The organism is Methylobacterium sp. FF17, assembly GCF_025813715.1.
Lineage (GTDB): Bacteria > Pseudomonadota > Alphaproteobacteria > Rhizobiales > Beijerinckiaceae > Methylobacterium > Methylobacterium flocculans.
The window spans coordinates 209,158-225,451 of record NZ_CP107532.1 but is presented as its reverse complement, the minus strand read 5'-3'; the positions used below and the strand labels follow the sequence as shown (position 1 = coordinate 225,451).

At 66.0% G+C, this 16,294-nt stretch carries 9 protein-coding genes; 5 read left to right on the top strand and 4 right to left on the bottom strand.

Features of this window, described 5'->3' with window-relative positions; genetic code table 11:
- Positions 1-48 precede the first annotated feature (48 nt).
- From OF380_RS01005 to OF380_RS00995, 3 genes are all read left to right on the top strand, one after another.
- Positions 49-3,627, top strand: coding sequence for a DEAD/DEAH box helicase (locus OF380_RS01005; RefSeq protein WP_264048933.1), 3,579 nt, complete (start codon positions 49-51; stop codon positions 3,625-3,627).
- A gap of 363 nt (positions 3,628-3,990) precedes the next feature.
- Positions 3,991-5,379 carry a lipase/acyltransferase domain-containing protein gene (locus tag OF380_RS01000; RefSeq protein ID WP_264048932.1) on the top strand — a complete coding sequence of 463 codons (1,389 nt, stop codon included), beginning with the start codon at positions 3,991-3,993 and terminating at the stop codon, positions 5,377-5,379.
- Positions 5,376-7,247, top strand: coding sequence for a CHAT domain-containing protein (locus OF380_RS00995; protein WP_264048930.1), 1,872 nt, complete (start codon positions 5,376-5,378; stop codon positions 7,245-7,247). Before OF380_RS01000 ends, OF380_RS00995 begins: the two co-directional genes overlap by 4 nt.
- 12 nt (positions 7,248-7,259) lie before the next feature.
- Here OF380_RS00995 and OF380_RS00990 read toward each other — a convergent pair whose 3' ends face one another.
- From OF380_RS00990 to pdxR, 4 genes are all read right to left on the bottom strand, one after another.
- Complete coding sequence (locus OF380_RS00990; protein ID WP_264048929.1) at positions 7,260-7,943, bottom strand: hypothetical protein; 684 nt, start codon at positions 7,941-7,943, stop codon at positions 7,260-7,262.
- Positions 7,944-7,985: 42 nt separating this feature from the next.
- The gene (locus OF380_RS00985) at positions 7,986-9,809 is read right to left on the bottom strand and encodes a S8 family peptidase (RefSeq protein WP_264048928.1); all 1,824 of its coding nucleotides are present in this window, start codon (positions 9,807-9,809) and stop codon (positions 7,986-7,988) included.
- Positions 9,810-9,871: 62 nt separating this feature from the next.
- Positions 9,872-10,621 carry an AAA family ATPase gene (locus OF380_RS00980; RefSeq protein ID WP_264048927.1) on the bottom strand — a complete coding sequence of 250 codons (750 nt, stop codon included), beginning with the start codon at positions 10,619-10,621 and terminating at the stop codon, positions 9,872-9,874.
- 883 nt (positions 10,622-11,504) lie between these two features.
- Positions 11,505-12,992 carry a MocR-like pyridoxine biosynthesis transcription factor PdxR gene (pdxR, locus tag OF380_RS00975; protein WP_264048926.1) on the bottom strand — a complete coding sequence of 496 codons (1,488 nt, stop codon included), beginning with the start codon at positions 12,990-12,992 and terminating at the stop codon, positions 11,505-11,507.
- Positions 12,993-13,232: 240 nt separating this feature from the next.
- Here pdxR and OF380_RS00970 point away from each other — a divergent pair, with 240 nt between their 5' ends.
- Positions 13,233-15,395, top strand: a complete 2,163-nt coding sequence (locus OF380_RS00970) for a molybdopterin-containing oxidoreductase family protein (protein ID WP_264048925.1) — start codon at positions 13,233-13,235, stop codon at positions 15,393-15,395.
- Positions 15,396-15,554: 159 nt separating this feature from the next.
- Entirely contained in the window at positions 15,555-15,971 is a 417-nt protein-coding gene (locus tag OF380_RS00965; RefSeq protein WP_264048924.1) for an ester cyclase, read from the top strand.
- The last annotated feature ends 323 nt before the right edge of the window (positions 15,972-16,294 follow it).

The window sequence follows — 16,294 nt, the reverse complement described above, 5'->3', positions numbered from 1 at the left end:
ATGAGCCGACCCGGAAAATGCCGTTAACGATTCCAAGTCGGGAAAAAGATGAGACCCTATCAGCCGTTGCGCGTGACCGACCTCGAACGCGTGTTCGAAGCCACGAAGGATGACCGGGACATCCTCGATGCGCTCTTGGCGGAACTGGGTCATCGCACGACGCCTAGCGCCGAAAAGCTCCGCACAAAGGTCGAGAAGGCCCTCGCGAACCCGAACCGCGAGCCTGGCCGGCAGAGGCGACGTGGCGCCGGCGAGGAAGCCGCGGCGGGGTCGAACTCAGCAGGTGCACGTCCATCGCCACCGCCCGAAGACGAGCCGACGGCATCGACGTCGCGTCTCGACAGCGAGCCGCCGCCTTGGACGAGGCCGGGACCGCAACCGACCTCTCGACCCGTCCGCGACCGCCCCGAGGACATCCTCTCGGCCTGGACGGCCTTGGAGGTGCTCTCGCCGATGACCTACCGGAAGCCGGCCGACATGGCGGACGGGGACCAGCGACGCATCGCCGACATCACCCAATCCATGCCCTGGCAACCACCGGGCGAGAGGGCGAGGCCCCAGAAGCAACTGTTCTATCAGGTGGTCCTCGGCGCGATCCGCATGGACGAGGCCACGAACGCCCTGCTGTCGGTCTTCGTCGACAAGAACCAGGACCGTCGCGGTGCCGCCGGGCTCGCGGCCATCGCGACCGTGACCCTCGACAAGGCCGGCGTGCCGGTGGCGGAGGGCGAGGCGACGGCTATCTCCAGCTTCGCCTGGGGCCTGCCCCTCGCCCTGCGGCGGGACCTCGTCGGGCTCGGGCGATGGCCGGAGGCCGAGACGCGCCTGAACGAAGGCCTCGACCGCCGCATCCGCCGCGCCGGCGACGACGGAAAACCCGTTCCCCTCGACGGGCGTGCGATCCGGGCCGCATTCGATTGGCTGGTCTCGGAGTTGGGCCTGCATTCGAGCCTGATCGAGCCACCCTCCTTTGCGATGAGGGTCTACCACTACTGGATGGCGCAGGACCCGCCCGACGCCCCCCTTCTCGGCAGCTTCTACCTGGAAGACCTGGCGAGCGCCCGCCGCCAGGTCGTCGAAGGCAAGACCACGACAAACCTCCGCCGATACCTCGGCATCGACAAGCCGAAGGCCCGCAAGGACGTCCTGGCCGACGACACCGTCATCGCCGCCGCGGTGGCGCCGGCGCGGTTCCCTATCGGCCGATGGCCCGCGGCCGGACGCCATCCCCTCGTCCTGCTCCAGCAGGGCGCCGTGAACCTCGCGATGTCCGACCTGGAAGGCGTCGACCTGTTTCCCGTCAACGGGCCGCCCGGCACCGGCAAGACCACGCTCCTGCGGGACATGGTCGCCTCGCTCGTCGTTCGGCGTGCCGGGGCGATGTGCGGCTTCGACGATCCCGAGAAGGCGTTTCCCGCATCCGGGTACCGGCCGAGGATCGGCACCGCGACCGTCCCGGTCCATAGGGTCGACCTCCGCCTGCGCGGCTTCGAGATGCTGGTCGCCTCCTCGAACAACAAGGCCGTCGAGAACGTCAGCCGCGAACTGCCGGCCCTCAAAGCCATCGCCGACGACGCCACCGGCCTGCGCTACTTCAAGACGGTCGCGGACAACGTCTCTGGCGACGTCGAGGCCTGGGGCCTGATCGCCGCCGTGCTCGGGAACGCCTCGAACCGCTTCACCTTCCGGGAGGCGATGTGGATCGACCCGGACAAGGGATTGCGCGCCTACCTCGCCGAGGCCGCCGGAAGTCCGCAATGGATCGAGGAGCCCGACCCCGCGGACTCGACCCGCAAGCGCAGGCGGCGCCCCGTCGTGGTCGAGCGCGAAAACCCGCCGCGCAATCGCACGGACGCGCTCAAGCGCTGGCGCGAGGCCCGCACGGCCTTCACGGAGGAGGTGACCCGGGTCCGCGACTTCCTCGCCGAGATCGAGGCCGCCCGCAAGGTCGTCGGCACCCTTCCCCGATTGCGCGACGCGGTCAACGAGGCGCGTCGGGCGGTCGCCGGGGCGGATGCCGGGGCGGCCACGAGCGAACGGGAACACCGCGAGGCGACGGATGCGGCCGCCGTCGCATCGCAGGCCCGGGACCGCGCCCATCAGGCCCGGGCGGGCCATGCCCCGCGTCGGCCCGGCCTGTTAGCGCGCGTCTTCCGGACGACCTCTGCCAAGGACTGGGCGACGAGCGACGCGCAACTCTCCAAGGCCGTCGACAGGGCCGACGCCGAGAAACGCCGGGCGTTCGGCGAGGCGGATCGTACCCGGCACCGGCTGCGCGAGGCCGAGGCTTCCAAGGCCTCGGGCAAGGAGGCCCTCCGGGCCGCGACCGCCGCCCGTGATACTGCCGAGGCTCGGGTGAAGCTCATGCGAACACGCTGCGGCACCGGCATCGTCGACGCGGCGTTCTTCGCAAGGGATCGGGACACCGTCCAGAAGGCGGCGCCATGGCTCGACATGGCCGCCCACCGCCAGCGCGACCGTGTGTTCGAACTCGCCCTGGCGCTCCACAAGGCCTTCATCGATGCGGCGGCGGAGCCCATCCGGAGCAACCTGGAGAACCTATTCAAGGCGCTCATCGGCCGGAACGCCTGGCAGCCCAAGACCAAGCCGCACATGCCCGACCTCTGGGCCACCCTGTTCCTCGTGGTCCCTGTCGTCTCGACCACCTTCGCCTCGGTCACCCGCATGCTCGGCTACCTGCCGCCCGAGACGCTGGGCTGGCTCCTCGTCGACGAGGCGGGCCAGGCCGTGCCCCAGGCCGCCATCGGGGCGATCACGCGGACACGACGCGCCGTCGTCGTCGGCGACCCCCTGCAGATCGAGCCGGTGACGTCCCTGCCGACCGAGCTCTCCGAGACCATCTGCGCCGATTTCGGAATCGATCCCGGCCGCTGGAACGCCCCCAAGGCCTCGGTGCAGGCGGTCGCAGACGCCTCCGCCACCTACGTCGCCGAGTTCCGCCAGACCGTCGGCTCCGTGCGGGTCGGCTTCCCCCTGCTGGTCCACCGGCGCTGCGCCGATCCGATGTTCACCCTCTCGAACGAGGTCGCCTACCAGGGCCTGATGGTCCACGCGACGCCGCGCCGGGCGTCCGTCATCCGGGACGTCCTGGGGGGATCGCACTGGGTCGACGTCACCGGCGGGCGGACCGAGGACAAGTGGTCGGACGCCGAGGGCGTCGCCGTGATCGACATGTTGCGTCGCCTGTCGGCGGCCGAAGTACCGGCCGTCGATCTCTACGTGATCAGCCCGTTCCTCATCGTGGCCCAGCGCCTGCGCGAACGCATCACGGCGGCCGGGGTACTGTCCCGCTGGACAATGGACCCCTATCGCTGGACGCGCGAGCGCGTCGGCACGATCCACACCGTCCAGGGCCGCGAGGCCGACAGCGTGATCCTCGTCCTCGGGGCGCCGATGCCGACCCAGCGCGGCGCGCGCGGGTGGGCGGGTGGGCGGGGGGACCGCCGAACATCCTCAACGTCGCGGCGACCCGAGCCCAGGAGAACCTCTACGTCGTCGGCTCCCGCCAGGCCTGGGCCGATGCCGGCGTGTTCGGCCGCCTCGCCCGAAACTGGCCGGCCCCCTCGGAGGTCCGCGAGCCGGCCGAATGATCCCCGTACCGTGTAGTGTCCGGCCACGGAGTACGGGAAGGCAGGGCGAACAAGGTAGCGGATAGGTCCGTGCGACACTTGGCGTGCATTCCACCCTCCGGCGGTCGTACGGCCCTTCCGGACAAGCGTGCGGACCCATGGTGCCTTAACCGAATCCACGGCTAAGCTCGCATCGGATCATTCCATACGTAACGTCGTCAGCTGGTTTTGTTCGTCGTACGTTCTATAATCCGACCCCGTCACCGATCCTGCCCCGAAGCGTCCTCGTCCGACCCGGCGATCATGTCGGCGGATCGGCGTCCACGGACCGGCGGAGATCGAGCAATCGGCACGACCAGCGGTATTCGTATCGGCGGTGACACAAGCGGGGGAGACCTGAATGGCAGGCGGTTTCGGTGATGTCGTCGTGGTGCTGCCCGGGTTGATCGGTTCCGTCCTGACTAAGGATGGCAAGCCCCTATGGGGCACCTCACCTGGCGCGCTCTGGGGAACCATAATCGGCGAGAACCTCGACCGCCTTAGACTGACGGGCGAGGACAACGGCGACGAGGATCTCGGTGACGGCATCGTCGCGTCGGGGCTGGTTCCAAACCCCGAGATCATTCCGCGTCTCTGGAAACAGGGCGGGTACTCCCGCCTCGGCGCAGACCTCGTTTCGCGTCTCGGGCTGACCCGCGGCGAAAACTATTTCGAGTTCCCCTACGACTGGCGTCGGGACAACCGCGTCTCCGCACGGAAGCTGGCGAGGGTCGCCCCGCAGTGGCTCGCAAAGTGGAAGACGAGCAGCGGGAACGAGAACGCCAAGATCGTGCTCGTCTCGCATTCGATGGGCGGGCTCGTCGGCCGATATTTCATGGAGTGCCTTGAGGGCTGGAAGATCGTCCGCACGATGGTCAGCTTCGGCACGCCCTATCGAGGTGCGGGCAACGCGGTGGACTTCCTCTGCAACGGGTTCACCTGGAAGGTCGGTTCCGTGTCGGCCTTCGACGGCACGGACGCCCTTCGGTCCTTCGACTCGGCCTACCAACTCCTGCCTGTCTACCCGTTTGTCGAGCACGGCGGCACCGAACTGGCCCGCATCTCCGAGATCGCCCTTCCGCATCTCGATGCCGCCCGCGTTCTCAGGGCGAAGGCGTTCCACGACGAGATGCAGGCAGCGCGGGCATCGAACGATGGCATCCAGGGCTACCTGGCATCGGGGATGAACATTCGCCCGGTCGTGGGCATCAACCAGCCGACCTGGCAATCCGCTTCCCTGAAGGACGAGGTACTGACCCCCGTACGGGCCCATGAGGGCAAGGATCATGGCGGCGACGGAACGGTACCCCGGGTCTCGGCCATTCCCATCGGCGACAAGGAGGCCTCCGTGACGTATGTCGCGACGTCTCACTCCGCCCTGCAGTCCGTGCCGGCGGCCCTCGACCACCTGAAGGGCGTGATGACGGGTGCCGGCATCGACCTTGGCAAGTTCCGCACCGGCCACGCCGGCGGCGCACCGATCCGCCTGTCGATACAGGACGCCTATCGCGCCGATGAGCCCGTGCACCTGGAAGCCGTGCCGACCGGATACCTCCAGTCCCTAAACGGGACCGTCGAACGGATCGATGAGCCGGCGGCGCCACGCACCGTCTTCCTTCGACCACGGGACGGCATCTTCCGTGCCGAGGTGTCGCTGGAGCCAGGACTCTACCGTGCATCGGTCGGCGGAAAGGGACTGGCCACGGTCGACGACATCTTCCTGGTCCTCGATCCGGGCGCCAGGGCATGACCACCGACGGTGCCGGACATTGGACTTGGGCATGGCGCAAGGGCGGCGTCGTGGATGCGGGTAACTGGATCGCGTTCGGGCTCATCGACACCGACGGGCCGACGGTCGAGGAAGAGCCTTGGTCGAGGATACGCTCGTCGGTCTACAAGCTCGCACGCGAGATCTACGGGATGGAGGTAACGCTTGCCGGAACGGCGATTGCCCTGACCGGGAGCGTGACGAGCGAAAAGGTGAAGGCCGGGCTGGGGGCCATGTTCCGCAACGCCGCCGAAAGCCTGCGCAACGACCTGGAAGTGACCGCGCCATTCGAATGCGCCAACGCACCCTGGGTCGAGACCGCCACCGCGGTGCCGCCGTCGGAATCACTGACCCGTTACCCTTCGGTGACCCCGGACGGGGATGCGTCCCCCGGTGAGATATTCCAATTCAAGGTAGACCTCGCGCCGACACCCGACGGAATGACCGAGGGTGACCCTGTGAAACTCAGGGACCTGCCGGCCGGGTGGACGGAGGTGCAGGTGACCGCCGAGGTCAATTTCCCGGCCATCGTCTTCGAACGTCCCGAGGATGGGAAAGGCATCATCGCGATCATGCCGGACGGCTCGTCTCGCCCTGCGGTCTTCAGGGGCAGGATCAGGCCGGATGCCGAGGTAGGCAGCATCTGTAAGATGTCGGTGATGTTCGAGTACCAGGACCGTCATGCCGGCGCCGCCGTCCGACGGATACCGATACAAAAGGGAACCAAGTCGGGGACGCAGGGGATCGCGGTCGGCATGCCTCCGGCCGGGCGTGGCATCCAACTCGTCCGCAATGCCGAGAAACCGGTCCTGACGGTCAAGATCATGGAGGGCTCAAGTCCCGGGAAGCTGATGTGGAGCCTCAAGGCCCTTCAGGGGCCCACACGATTCAAGACCGTATCGTGGATGGAGGAAATCCACCTCAAGGAGGGTACGGCCAGCTTCGCCCGCGACCTGTTGGATCGATGTCCGTCACTGCCACCGGGTCGCACGCATGCCAACGTGCTGAGAGGCATTGGCGAACGGATTTGGAAGGCTACGCCCGGCCACTTCAAGTCGCTCTTCGCCGAACTGCGCGCCATCCACGGTCCGCGCTTTCCGATACAGTTCGTGACGAACGATCCTCACGTCCCCTGGGAGATGATGTATCCCGATGCCAACGCCGGGATCGCGGATGCCGATCACATCTTCATGTCCCATCCGGTGGCGCGTTGGTTCGGCGAGTGCGAAGGAGGCATGCTCGAAGGGTTCTCGAAGGGGCGGATCGTCAGCTTCGTTCCCGAGTACGATGACGGTTCAGGCCTGCCGGACGCCGTGGAGGAAGGCCGGAAGCTGATTTCGGAGCATGGCGCCGAAATCGGAGAAGCGACATGCGGGGGCTTCACAAATTTCCTGTGCCGATCGCAACCGGACGCGCGCGTTTCGATCCTCCACTTCGCAGGTCATGCCAACCCGCCCGGCGAAAGGGGCGAAGCCGGGTCCGAAGGACTCCGGATGAGCGATGGGTGGGTCTCGCACATGGAGGTCAACGGAGGCGTCGTCCTCGGGATGGAGGACGGTACGTTCGCGGTCTTGAACGCATGCTCAATCGGTGTCGCGAACCATACTCTCGGTGTCGTCGGAGGTTGGCCGGCAAGCTTGGCGGACAGGGGGTTCGGTGGGATTCTCGCGCCGATCTGGGCCATCCAGGACTCGCTCGCCTCATCCGTGGTCCATGATCAGATCACGGGCTTGCTGAACGGCCAAACGCTCGGGGAGGCGATGCGGGAAGCCCGCGAATGCTACCGGAACGCTTCTGCGACGCCCTACGCCTATCTGTGCCACGGCGACGTCATGGCCCGGATGTCGTGAGGCGCGCTTCGGTCAGGTCACGGCGACCGCCGCCGGCGTCTCAACGAGGTTGGCCGCCTTAATCTTGCCGACGACCTCCGTGAACAGGTCGCCGCCGCCGGCCTCGGGGGTCCGGATCGATACGACCAGGGAGAAGTTCACGGACCGCCCGTCACGGTCGAACCTACGTGTGTCCCCCCACCATCCCCTGACCGGCAGGACCGAGAGGCCGCCTCGCTCAACGAGCCGGTGGGCCGGACCGGACCAGATGTCGTGGTGGAGCGTCCCCCTATGACGACTGAACGATCCCAGTATCCAGCCGTCGTCGCTCGTGTCCTCCACGGCGTCGCCCTCGTCCGCCTGGGTGTTCACCCGTGCACGTGCCTGGGCGTCGTCCTCGCCGTACCGCTTCACGTCGAACCGGAGACGGTGCGAGGGATACCGCTCCATCCGGTCCCTGGCCACCGCATGGAGATCGGGCTCGATGAAGTAGGAAAGGGTACAGCGCATCTCGACCTGGGTCGCCCCGAGGGCGCGCAAGGCATCCTCGGGCCACGGCAGCTTGAAATACTTCATCTCCTTGAGCGGAAGGCTGGATCCGTCCCCACGCCGATACGGCTCCAGTGAGTCCTCCAACATCAGGGTCAAGGCGTTTCCGGCACTCTCGAAAAGTCGGGTCTCGTTCGGCACGCCCCAGCCGAACCGGCCGATCTGCATCGCGTAGGCCTCGCTCCTCGGAATGCCCGCATTCCTGGCCGCCTAAAGCTGGGCGCGCATCGCCGGCGTCCACTCGGCGGCATGGACCATGAGCGCCCGTACGGTCTCCATGCGGAGTTTCGGGTAGCGGGCCAACAACCGACCGGCGAGACCAGCGCATGCCGCCGTTGCGGCGCTTGTCTCGCCCACAAGCGCCAGCGGGGCCGTCAATGCGGGGCCGGATGTCGTGAGAACCAAGTGAGCCGGTGACGGGCTGCAGAAAACGCCATCCGCATCGACCACGAAATTCCCGCCCTCCATGACGATGTCCGGCTTGTTCGCATGGAGCTTCGCCCAGGATTGGGCCGTCCTGGAAGTGGGGGCGAGATCGCCGGCTTGTGCGACCGGGTTGGCCTTTGGAGTTCTTATGTCCTTCAGGCTGACCGCCCCCACCGACAGAGCGTTCAGCGCTTGGGCGGGAGATTGGATGCCGAACTGGGCGTTGCGGTCGGCGTAGTATGCGGCCTGATACGGTTCGTTGTCGGTATGCGGCACGTTGCCGACGGCCGCGCAGAAGAGGCGCGTCCTTTCCCCGTCGCCGTAGGCCAGTTGATCGAGAACGCTCGACGTGCTGGTCGGCAACCCGTCTTCCATCTCGCCCGACGCGGTTTGGGCCAGGCAATAGACCCGAATGGCCCGCTCCTCTTCGACGGCCTCGACGGCACGGCGAATGGCATCGCGGGCAGGGACCGGAGGAGCCCCCTTGGGACCCGTCACGATCACGGACTCCAAGCGAGTCGCCATGCGAAGCGGACGTCCGTCCGTCGGGACCGCCGCGAGATCGCCATAGAGCACGACGCCCGCCATCTTCGTGCCGTGCCCATGGTGATCGTTCGTTCCCCAGAACGGCTCGGCCGTGAACTGGCGAGAGACCGGCAGGGCCCCGCCCAGGAGCGGATGCCTCGCCTGGACGCCGGTATCCAGAATTGCCACGACGGGAGCGTCCTTACCCGGCCACACGATGTGGCCGGCAAGCGCGATGAGGGTCCCCGTCATGTCCCTGGGTTGGAGATGCTGGTCATCGGATGCGAAGGTCGACGCGCTCCGTAGGCCTACGACCGCACCGGTGGCGCGGACGACCTCCTGGATCTGGGCGGGCGTGGCGATCAGGCCACGAACGACCGTATCGATGAACTCCGATGGCCGTCCATACTTCCGCAATCCGAGATCTTCGACGGCCTGTTTGAAGGCGCCCTGGAAATCGATGCGCGTCCAGACTTCCCAGGCATGCTCCCCACGGGCCCTGGGATAGCGGTCGAACCGGTCCGTCCAGAGGTCGAGAAGGGTCGTCGGACGAATGCCGGCTGCACTCTCGAACAGTTTGAAGCGCGGGGGGCGGCGCTGGACATCCTGATCGTCGTCCCACGCGTTCGACAGGTCCCGTTCGGAAGGCTCCCACGCAGCGTACCTTTCGAGATCGCGACGGAAGGTGTCGAGCGTCTGGGGCGTCGTGAAGAAGGTGGCATGATCATTTTCCGGGCCGCGCTCGGGATCGACCGATTGCCCTCTCCGGACGTTAAGAAGGGCGAACCCCTGGCCGGATCGGCTCTGCCCGATCCGCAAGGCGATGTCGGGACGAGCCTCTACCGTAATCGGCATTCCGCGCTTGTTCTTCGGTACGCCAGATTCCTTCTGCGCCGAACGATACTCATCCATGAGCTCGATGGCCTTGTCCAAACCATCGCGAAGCATATCCGCATGAGCCGCCCTATTGTCGACCGGCGGAAAGCCCTTGTCGGAACCGCCCCCCACGACGGGCCGGAACGACGCCGAGGCGACCCCGAGGCCCCGGACATGGATATGGCGGTAGGGGGTTCGCTCGACCATGTGCACCGACAGCCGGATGGTACGCCCGCCCGTTGGCGACCGCACGCTACATTACGTAAATACTACTCTACGTGGATGCTAGCCCGATCAGCCAGTGCCTGACAGACGATATCGGTGGTGAGCGCGGAAGAGTTGTCCAGAACCGCATCCCGAGCCGCATCGGCCGCGGCGGAGACGATGTCGGCCTGGCTCAATCCGGTCGTGCATTCGTCGATCCTGGTCCAATCAAGGTCCGAAACCGCGAAGCTCTGGAGGTGATTGATCAGGACCCGTCGCGCCTCGTCGGTGGAGGGCTTCGCGTAGACGAACGCCGCATCGAACCGACGGAAGATCGCCGTATCCAGCAGAGACCTGAGGTTCGTGGCGGCGATGACGACGCTCCCGGAGTTATCCTCCTCAAGGAACATGAGGAAGGAGTTGAGCATCCGGCGAGCCTCGCCGATGTCATTCTCCGATGCCCGCCGTGCGGCCAGGGCGTCGACCTCGTCGAACAGGTATACGCCCCTCGTCGCACGCATCGCGTCGAAGACGAGCCTTAGCTTCGCGGCGGTCTCGCCCATGAACTTCGTGATGATGCCGTCCAGCATCACAGTGAAGAGCGGCAGGCCGAGCTCTCCGGCGATGGCCGCTGCGGTCATGCTCTTTCCGGTGCCCGGAGGCCCGGAGAACAGGAACTTGCGCCGCGGAGAGAGATCCTTCGCCTTCAGGGCCTCGGCTTCGTCGTGCTCGCGCACGAGACGGCGCAGGCGACGCTGAAGGTCAGGCCCCACGACAAGTTCCGACAGGCGGACCTCCGGATAGGTGACCCGCATCAGTCCGGCCAGTTCGCCCCGTGCGGCCGCAATCGGAGTCGGCGGGTTCGAGATCTTGGGTTGGAGCTTTGCCCGCTGGACGGCCGCCGTGATTTCCTCGGCGACCTTCGTCTTGCCAGAGCGGGCCGCCTCGCCCGCGATGTGTTCCGCGATGGACAGGAAATGAGCGCTGTCACCGGCGGCATGGCTTCGGATCATCGCCAGGACGTTTCGCGAGCTCGTCATCGGCCATCCTCGGCATTCGCGGCTCGGCGGACCGCCACGAGCGCCCTTTCGAGATCCGGAACCATCCTACGAAATTCAAGCAATAAAAGCAACGCCCGGTCGAGCGAGTCGTCGCCTGCCTCGCGTGCCTTGGGGGGCACGTCTCGCATGCCGGAAACCCCGTTCTCAAGCAGCATCTCGACGCGCCTTGAGAGATCGCCTGAAAATCCACCCGCCCTAAGTGACCTGAGAAGGTTGGAGGGGCTGGTTCCAAGTGCGCGCGCAATGGCAGCACGGCTCAGCCCGGCATCCGCACGAGCGCCTTCGAGGCGCTGGCAGAGCTCTTGGGCATCTCGACGCGACGGGCGACCAACCATATTGCCTAAATAGCCTAAATTGCTTTTGGGTCAATCTGGCTCGCGATACGCCCAGACCCGGATGTCGGCTGCCCCCCATTGGGGGATGCACCCGCGACTTCCGTATACCGACAGCTTGGACGCGTTGGGGCTGGTGGGCGCGGGGGCCACCGTACTGCTGCTGCTCAGCGCCGCTTGGCTATGGCACGATGCCCGTCAGCGGACCTAGTCACCGAAATCTGACGGATGGAACCCATGCCCTGGGTCCGCTCCCGACCCAACTACTCCGAAGAAGCCATTTCGTTGGGTGCTCTGAAGCAGACCTAATCCGTGCCTTCGTTGCGGTCTGCTTGCCCAAGCAATATCCGCTGCAACGCGCCGACTGCTGTCTCGATCTGCGTTTCGTTGAGCGATGAGTATCCGAAGACCAACATGTCGTCCCGTGCCCCGGGATCGAAATCGTAGGCGGCCCCGCTCGAAAGGGCGTAGACCCCGATGCCCTGCTCGCGTGCAAGGAGCTGGATCTGCCGGGCGGGCGGAAAGCCGGGCGGAAGGCGCCAGACCAGGTGCAGGCCACTCTCGCCGCCGAGGACGACGGCCCCGTCGAACGTCCTGCGCAACGCCCCGACAAGGCGGTCCCGCCGCGCCTTGTAGACCTGCCTCAGGCGGCGCAGGTGCCGGTCGAAGTGCCCCTCCTCGATGAAGGCGGCGAGCGCGGCCTGCTCAAGCCAGGCCTGGCCGTTGCTCATGCGCGCCTTCAGCATCCGCGCTTCGTCCCAGAACATGCGCGGAACCGTGGCGAAACCGATGCGGAGGCCAGCGCCTACCGACTTCGAGAACGTCCCGGCGTAGAAGACGCGCCGGCCGCCATCGAGACCGGCCAGGGCCGTCAGCGGCGGCCCGTCGTACCGGAAGTCGCTGTCGTAATCGTCCTCGACGATGTAGCTGTCGGTTTCCTCCGCCCATCGCAGCAGGGCCAGGCGCCGCGTCAGCGGCATGGTGGCCCCGGTGGGGAACTGATGCGACGGCGTCACGTAGAGCAGGCTGCCCTTGGCCGTGGGCAGTAGGTCCGTCCGTAGGCCATCGCCGTCGACGGGGACCGGATGGATGGCCAGGCCGGCATTCCTGAAGATCAGCGAGGCTCCGAGGTAGCAGGGATTCTCGATGCAGAGTTGCCGGGTGTGTCCCTTCAGCAGGTTGAACACGAGGTTGAGAGCGTCCTGCCCACCCGTGGTCACGATGACCTGATCTTCGGTCACCGCCACCGCTCTGGCGCGCCGCAGGTGCGTGCTGATGGCCGTGCGCAACTCCGGGAGGCCGGCCGGATCGCAGTAATCGGTCAGGTATATCGTCTCTCGCGCAAGGAGGCGCGTCACGATACGGCGCCAGATGGCCAGCGGGAACCCCGCCGGATCGGACCGCCCGACCCAGAAGTCGAGTTCGGGTCGGTCGCCGCCGCCGCCGGGCGAGCCGGCGAAGCAAAGCAGGGGCTCGCTCGACGCGTCCGGCACCGGGCCGTTCGTCAGGGACCGACTGCCCTGTTGGATCAGGAGGAGACTATCCGGCGAGATCGGCTCCACGAACAGGCCCGCCGTGCCGCGCGCCCTCACGTAGCCCTCCGCCGCAAGGCGTTCATAGGCCAGCAACACCGTGTTGCGGGACACGCGGAGGCGCTCCGCCAGCAATCGGCTTGGAGGCAAAGCCATGCCGGCCTTGATCTGCCCATCCAGGATGATCTCCCGAACCTGGTCGAACACCTGTGCCTGGAGCGGCTTCTCGGACTTGGCGTCTAGGGTGAGCGTCAGTTCCACACGTTCCATCCTGCCCGAGGTCGCCTGCTGGCCGTGACGTACCCCGTCCCTGTCGTCACGAACCAAGCCTCAGGCGGACCGCGCCGATCCGCGACAAAACCGTTGGTACCATGGCCCAACACTCTTTTGGTCCTTCCACCGGACCAAGATTTGGAATTGTTTGCACTTGAGTGCATTCTGCTGACGCACCGGGCCGGCCCGCCAGAAAAATAAGGCGGGACGCTCGGCCGTGGAGGAAACATGAACGAGATCGTCAAGCCCGACTCCCTGCTGGTCACTCGGGCCGAGAGCCTGACCGAGACCTTCTTCGGCGGCTGCCCGCACGACTGCCCGGACACGTGCTCGATGCTGTTCGAGGTCAAGGATGGGGAACTGCTGAGCGTGCGCGGCAACCCTGACCACCCGATGACCCGCGGCACCCTCTGCGTGAAGCTGAAGGACTACGAGAAGCGCCACTACCACCCGGACCGGCTGCTCTATCCGATGAAGCGGGTCGGGCCGAAGGGCTCCAAGCAGTTCGAGCGCATCACCTGGGACGAGGCGCTGGACACCATCGTCACGCGATGGAAGGCGATCATCGACCAATACGGCCCCGAGGCCATCGCGCCCTACAGCTACCTCGGCAACCAGGGCCTCGTGCACGGGCTGAACGGTGGCGACGCCTTCTTTAATCGCATGGGCGCCACGGTCATGGAGCGTACGTTCTGCGGCGAAGGTTCCTGCACGGCGTGGCTGCTCACGGTAGGCCCGACGGCGGGCCTCGATCCGGACAGCTACATCCACTCGAAGTACATCGTGATCTGGGCTTGCAACTCGGTCAGCACGAACCTGCACCACTGGGCCATCGTCAAGGACGCTCAGAGACAAGGCGCCAAGGTCGTCGTCATCGACACCTACGCCTCGCGCACCGCCAAGGCGGCCGACTGGCACATCGCGCCGAAGCCCGGCACGGACGGCGCGCTCGCCATGGCGCTGATCAATTCGATCATCGAGCAAGGCCTCGTCGACCAGGACTACGTCGACAACTACACGGTCGGTTTCGAGGAACTGAAGGAGCGAGCCGCTCCGCGTACGCCGGAATGGGCCGCCGCGATCACCGGCGTCCCAGCCGAGGACATCCGCAAGCTCGCGCGCGAGATGGCGACCGAGCAGCCGGTCGGCATACGCATGGGCGTGGCGCTGGAGCGGCATTACGGCGGCGGCCAGACCATCCGGGCGGTGTCGTCCATCCCGGCGCTCACCGGCGCCTGGCGCCACGTCGGCGGCGGCGTCACCCAGTTCGGTGTCTGGGAGCATCCCTACAAGTTCGACGTGATGTGCCGGCCCGACCTGATCCCGGAGGGTACCCGCGTCATCAGCAACCTGCAGATCGGACGCGCGCTCACCGGCGAGTTGAAGCTCGACCCGCCGATCATGTCGATGATGTGCTGGAACTCGAACCCGGTCACGCAGGCGCCCGAGACCGACAAGATCGTGGAAGGGCTGATGCGCGAGGACCTGTTCATGGTCTCGGCCGAGCACTTCATCTCCGACACGGCATCCTACGCCGACATTCTGCTCCCGGCGACGATGGGCGCGGAGATGGAGGACATGATCCTGTCCTGGGGCCACCTCTACCTGACCTACAACACCAAGTGCGCAGACGCCCCCGGTGAGGCCATCCCGAACAACGAGATCTTCCGCCAGCTCGCGGCCCGCCTCGGCTTCGAAGAAGAAAACTTCAAGTGGACTGACACGGAGTGCCTGGAGCACTACGTCGATTGGAACGCTCCGGCCTGCGAGGGCATCGACCTCCAGTATATGCGCGAACACGGCTTCGCCCGGCTCAAGGTCGGCACGCCGGACGACCGCGCCCCGCACCGGGAGGGTAACTTCCCGACGCCGACCGGCAAGTGCATGTTCATGGTCGAGGGCGCCACGAACTTCGTCGCCCCGCCCTTCCGGCAGATGTACGAGGGCTTCCAACCCGGGGAGGCGCTCGATCCGCTACCCGACTATCTTGGCCCGCGCGAGTCCCACACCAACGATCCGGAACTCGCAAAGCGCTTCCCGCTCAACATCGTCTCGCCCAAGAGCCACTACTTCCTGAACTCCTGCTACGCCAACATGGAGGATAAACAGAAGGGCCAGGGCGAGCAGTTCGTGATGATCAGCCAGCACGACGCGGATGCGCGTGGCATCCGCAATGGTGACCGGGTGCAGGTCGCTAACGATCGCGGCGCATTCAAGGGGGTGGCCCGCATCACCGAGGACGTGAAGGCCGGCATTGTGGTCGCGACGCTTGGCTACTGGCGCCAGCTCAACGAGGGCACGGTCAACAGCATCTCATCGCACGCCTTCACCGACATGGGCCACGCCCCGTCGTTCTCGGACAACCTCGTCGAAGTCGCCCGGGCGAATTAGCCGAACGATGATCAACGCAGGCGTCCTTCCGGGGGGCCTGCGTCTAAGGTCTTGCTCGGTTCGATGGAGGCTTACGAAGCGAGCCTTTATGCGGGATGTCCCCGGACGGGCATCCGCGACAGGCGGCGTCCGAAGCGACGGTAAAGGAATGACCCCGACATGAGCGACATCACGACGGTTGCGAAGGCCTTCTTCGACGCCTGCGAGACAGGTGGTGGCTGGGAGGCTTGCGAGCGCTATTGCACCACTGACGCGACCTTCTCGGCCCAAGCCGACGCCTTGGCCGGCGTCACCTCGCTACGAGGCTATACCGAGTGGATGAAGGGGCTTCTGACCTTCATCCCCGACGGTCGGTACGAGGTGAAATCCTTCGCCACGGACGAGGAGCGCCGGAACGTAGCGGCTTACGGTATCTTCCGCGGGACCCATACCGGGGAAGGCGGTCCGTGCCCGCCGACGGGCAAGAGCACTTCGACCGACTACGTCTACATCATGCAGTTCGAGGGCGACAGGATCGTTGGGCTGACGAAAATCTGGAACGACGCCCAGGCCGTCAAGGAGCTTGGCTGGTCATAGCCCTCAAAGTGGCGCGCCCCATCTTCCAACGAGCAGTGTGACGAGGCCGCCATCCGCTAGCGCTCACGCAGCGTCAGCGGGCGGCTGCTTGCCTTGTGGCTGGTTCCGTAAGCGGAAGAACCGAAAAGGGTGGCTTTTTCCCGGTCTGCTTTTGGGAATCAGAATCAACAAATCAGACGTTCGCGCGAATTTTAAGGGACGACCGCTTCGCGCCAACACCGGTCATGCAGTGATGGCGATATGCTCTATGACGTGTCGAATCCTAGGAAACTCACGGTCGTTCTGATTTATTGATGCACTTTGAAGGCAGTGATGGGAGCGCC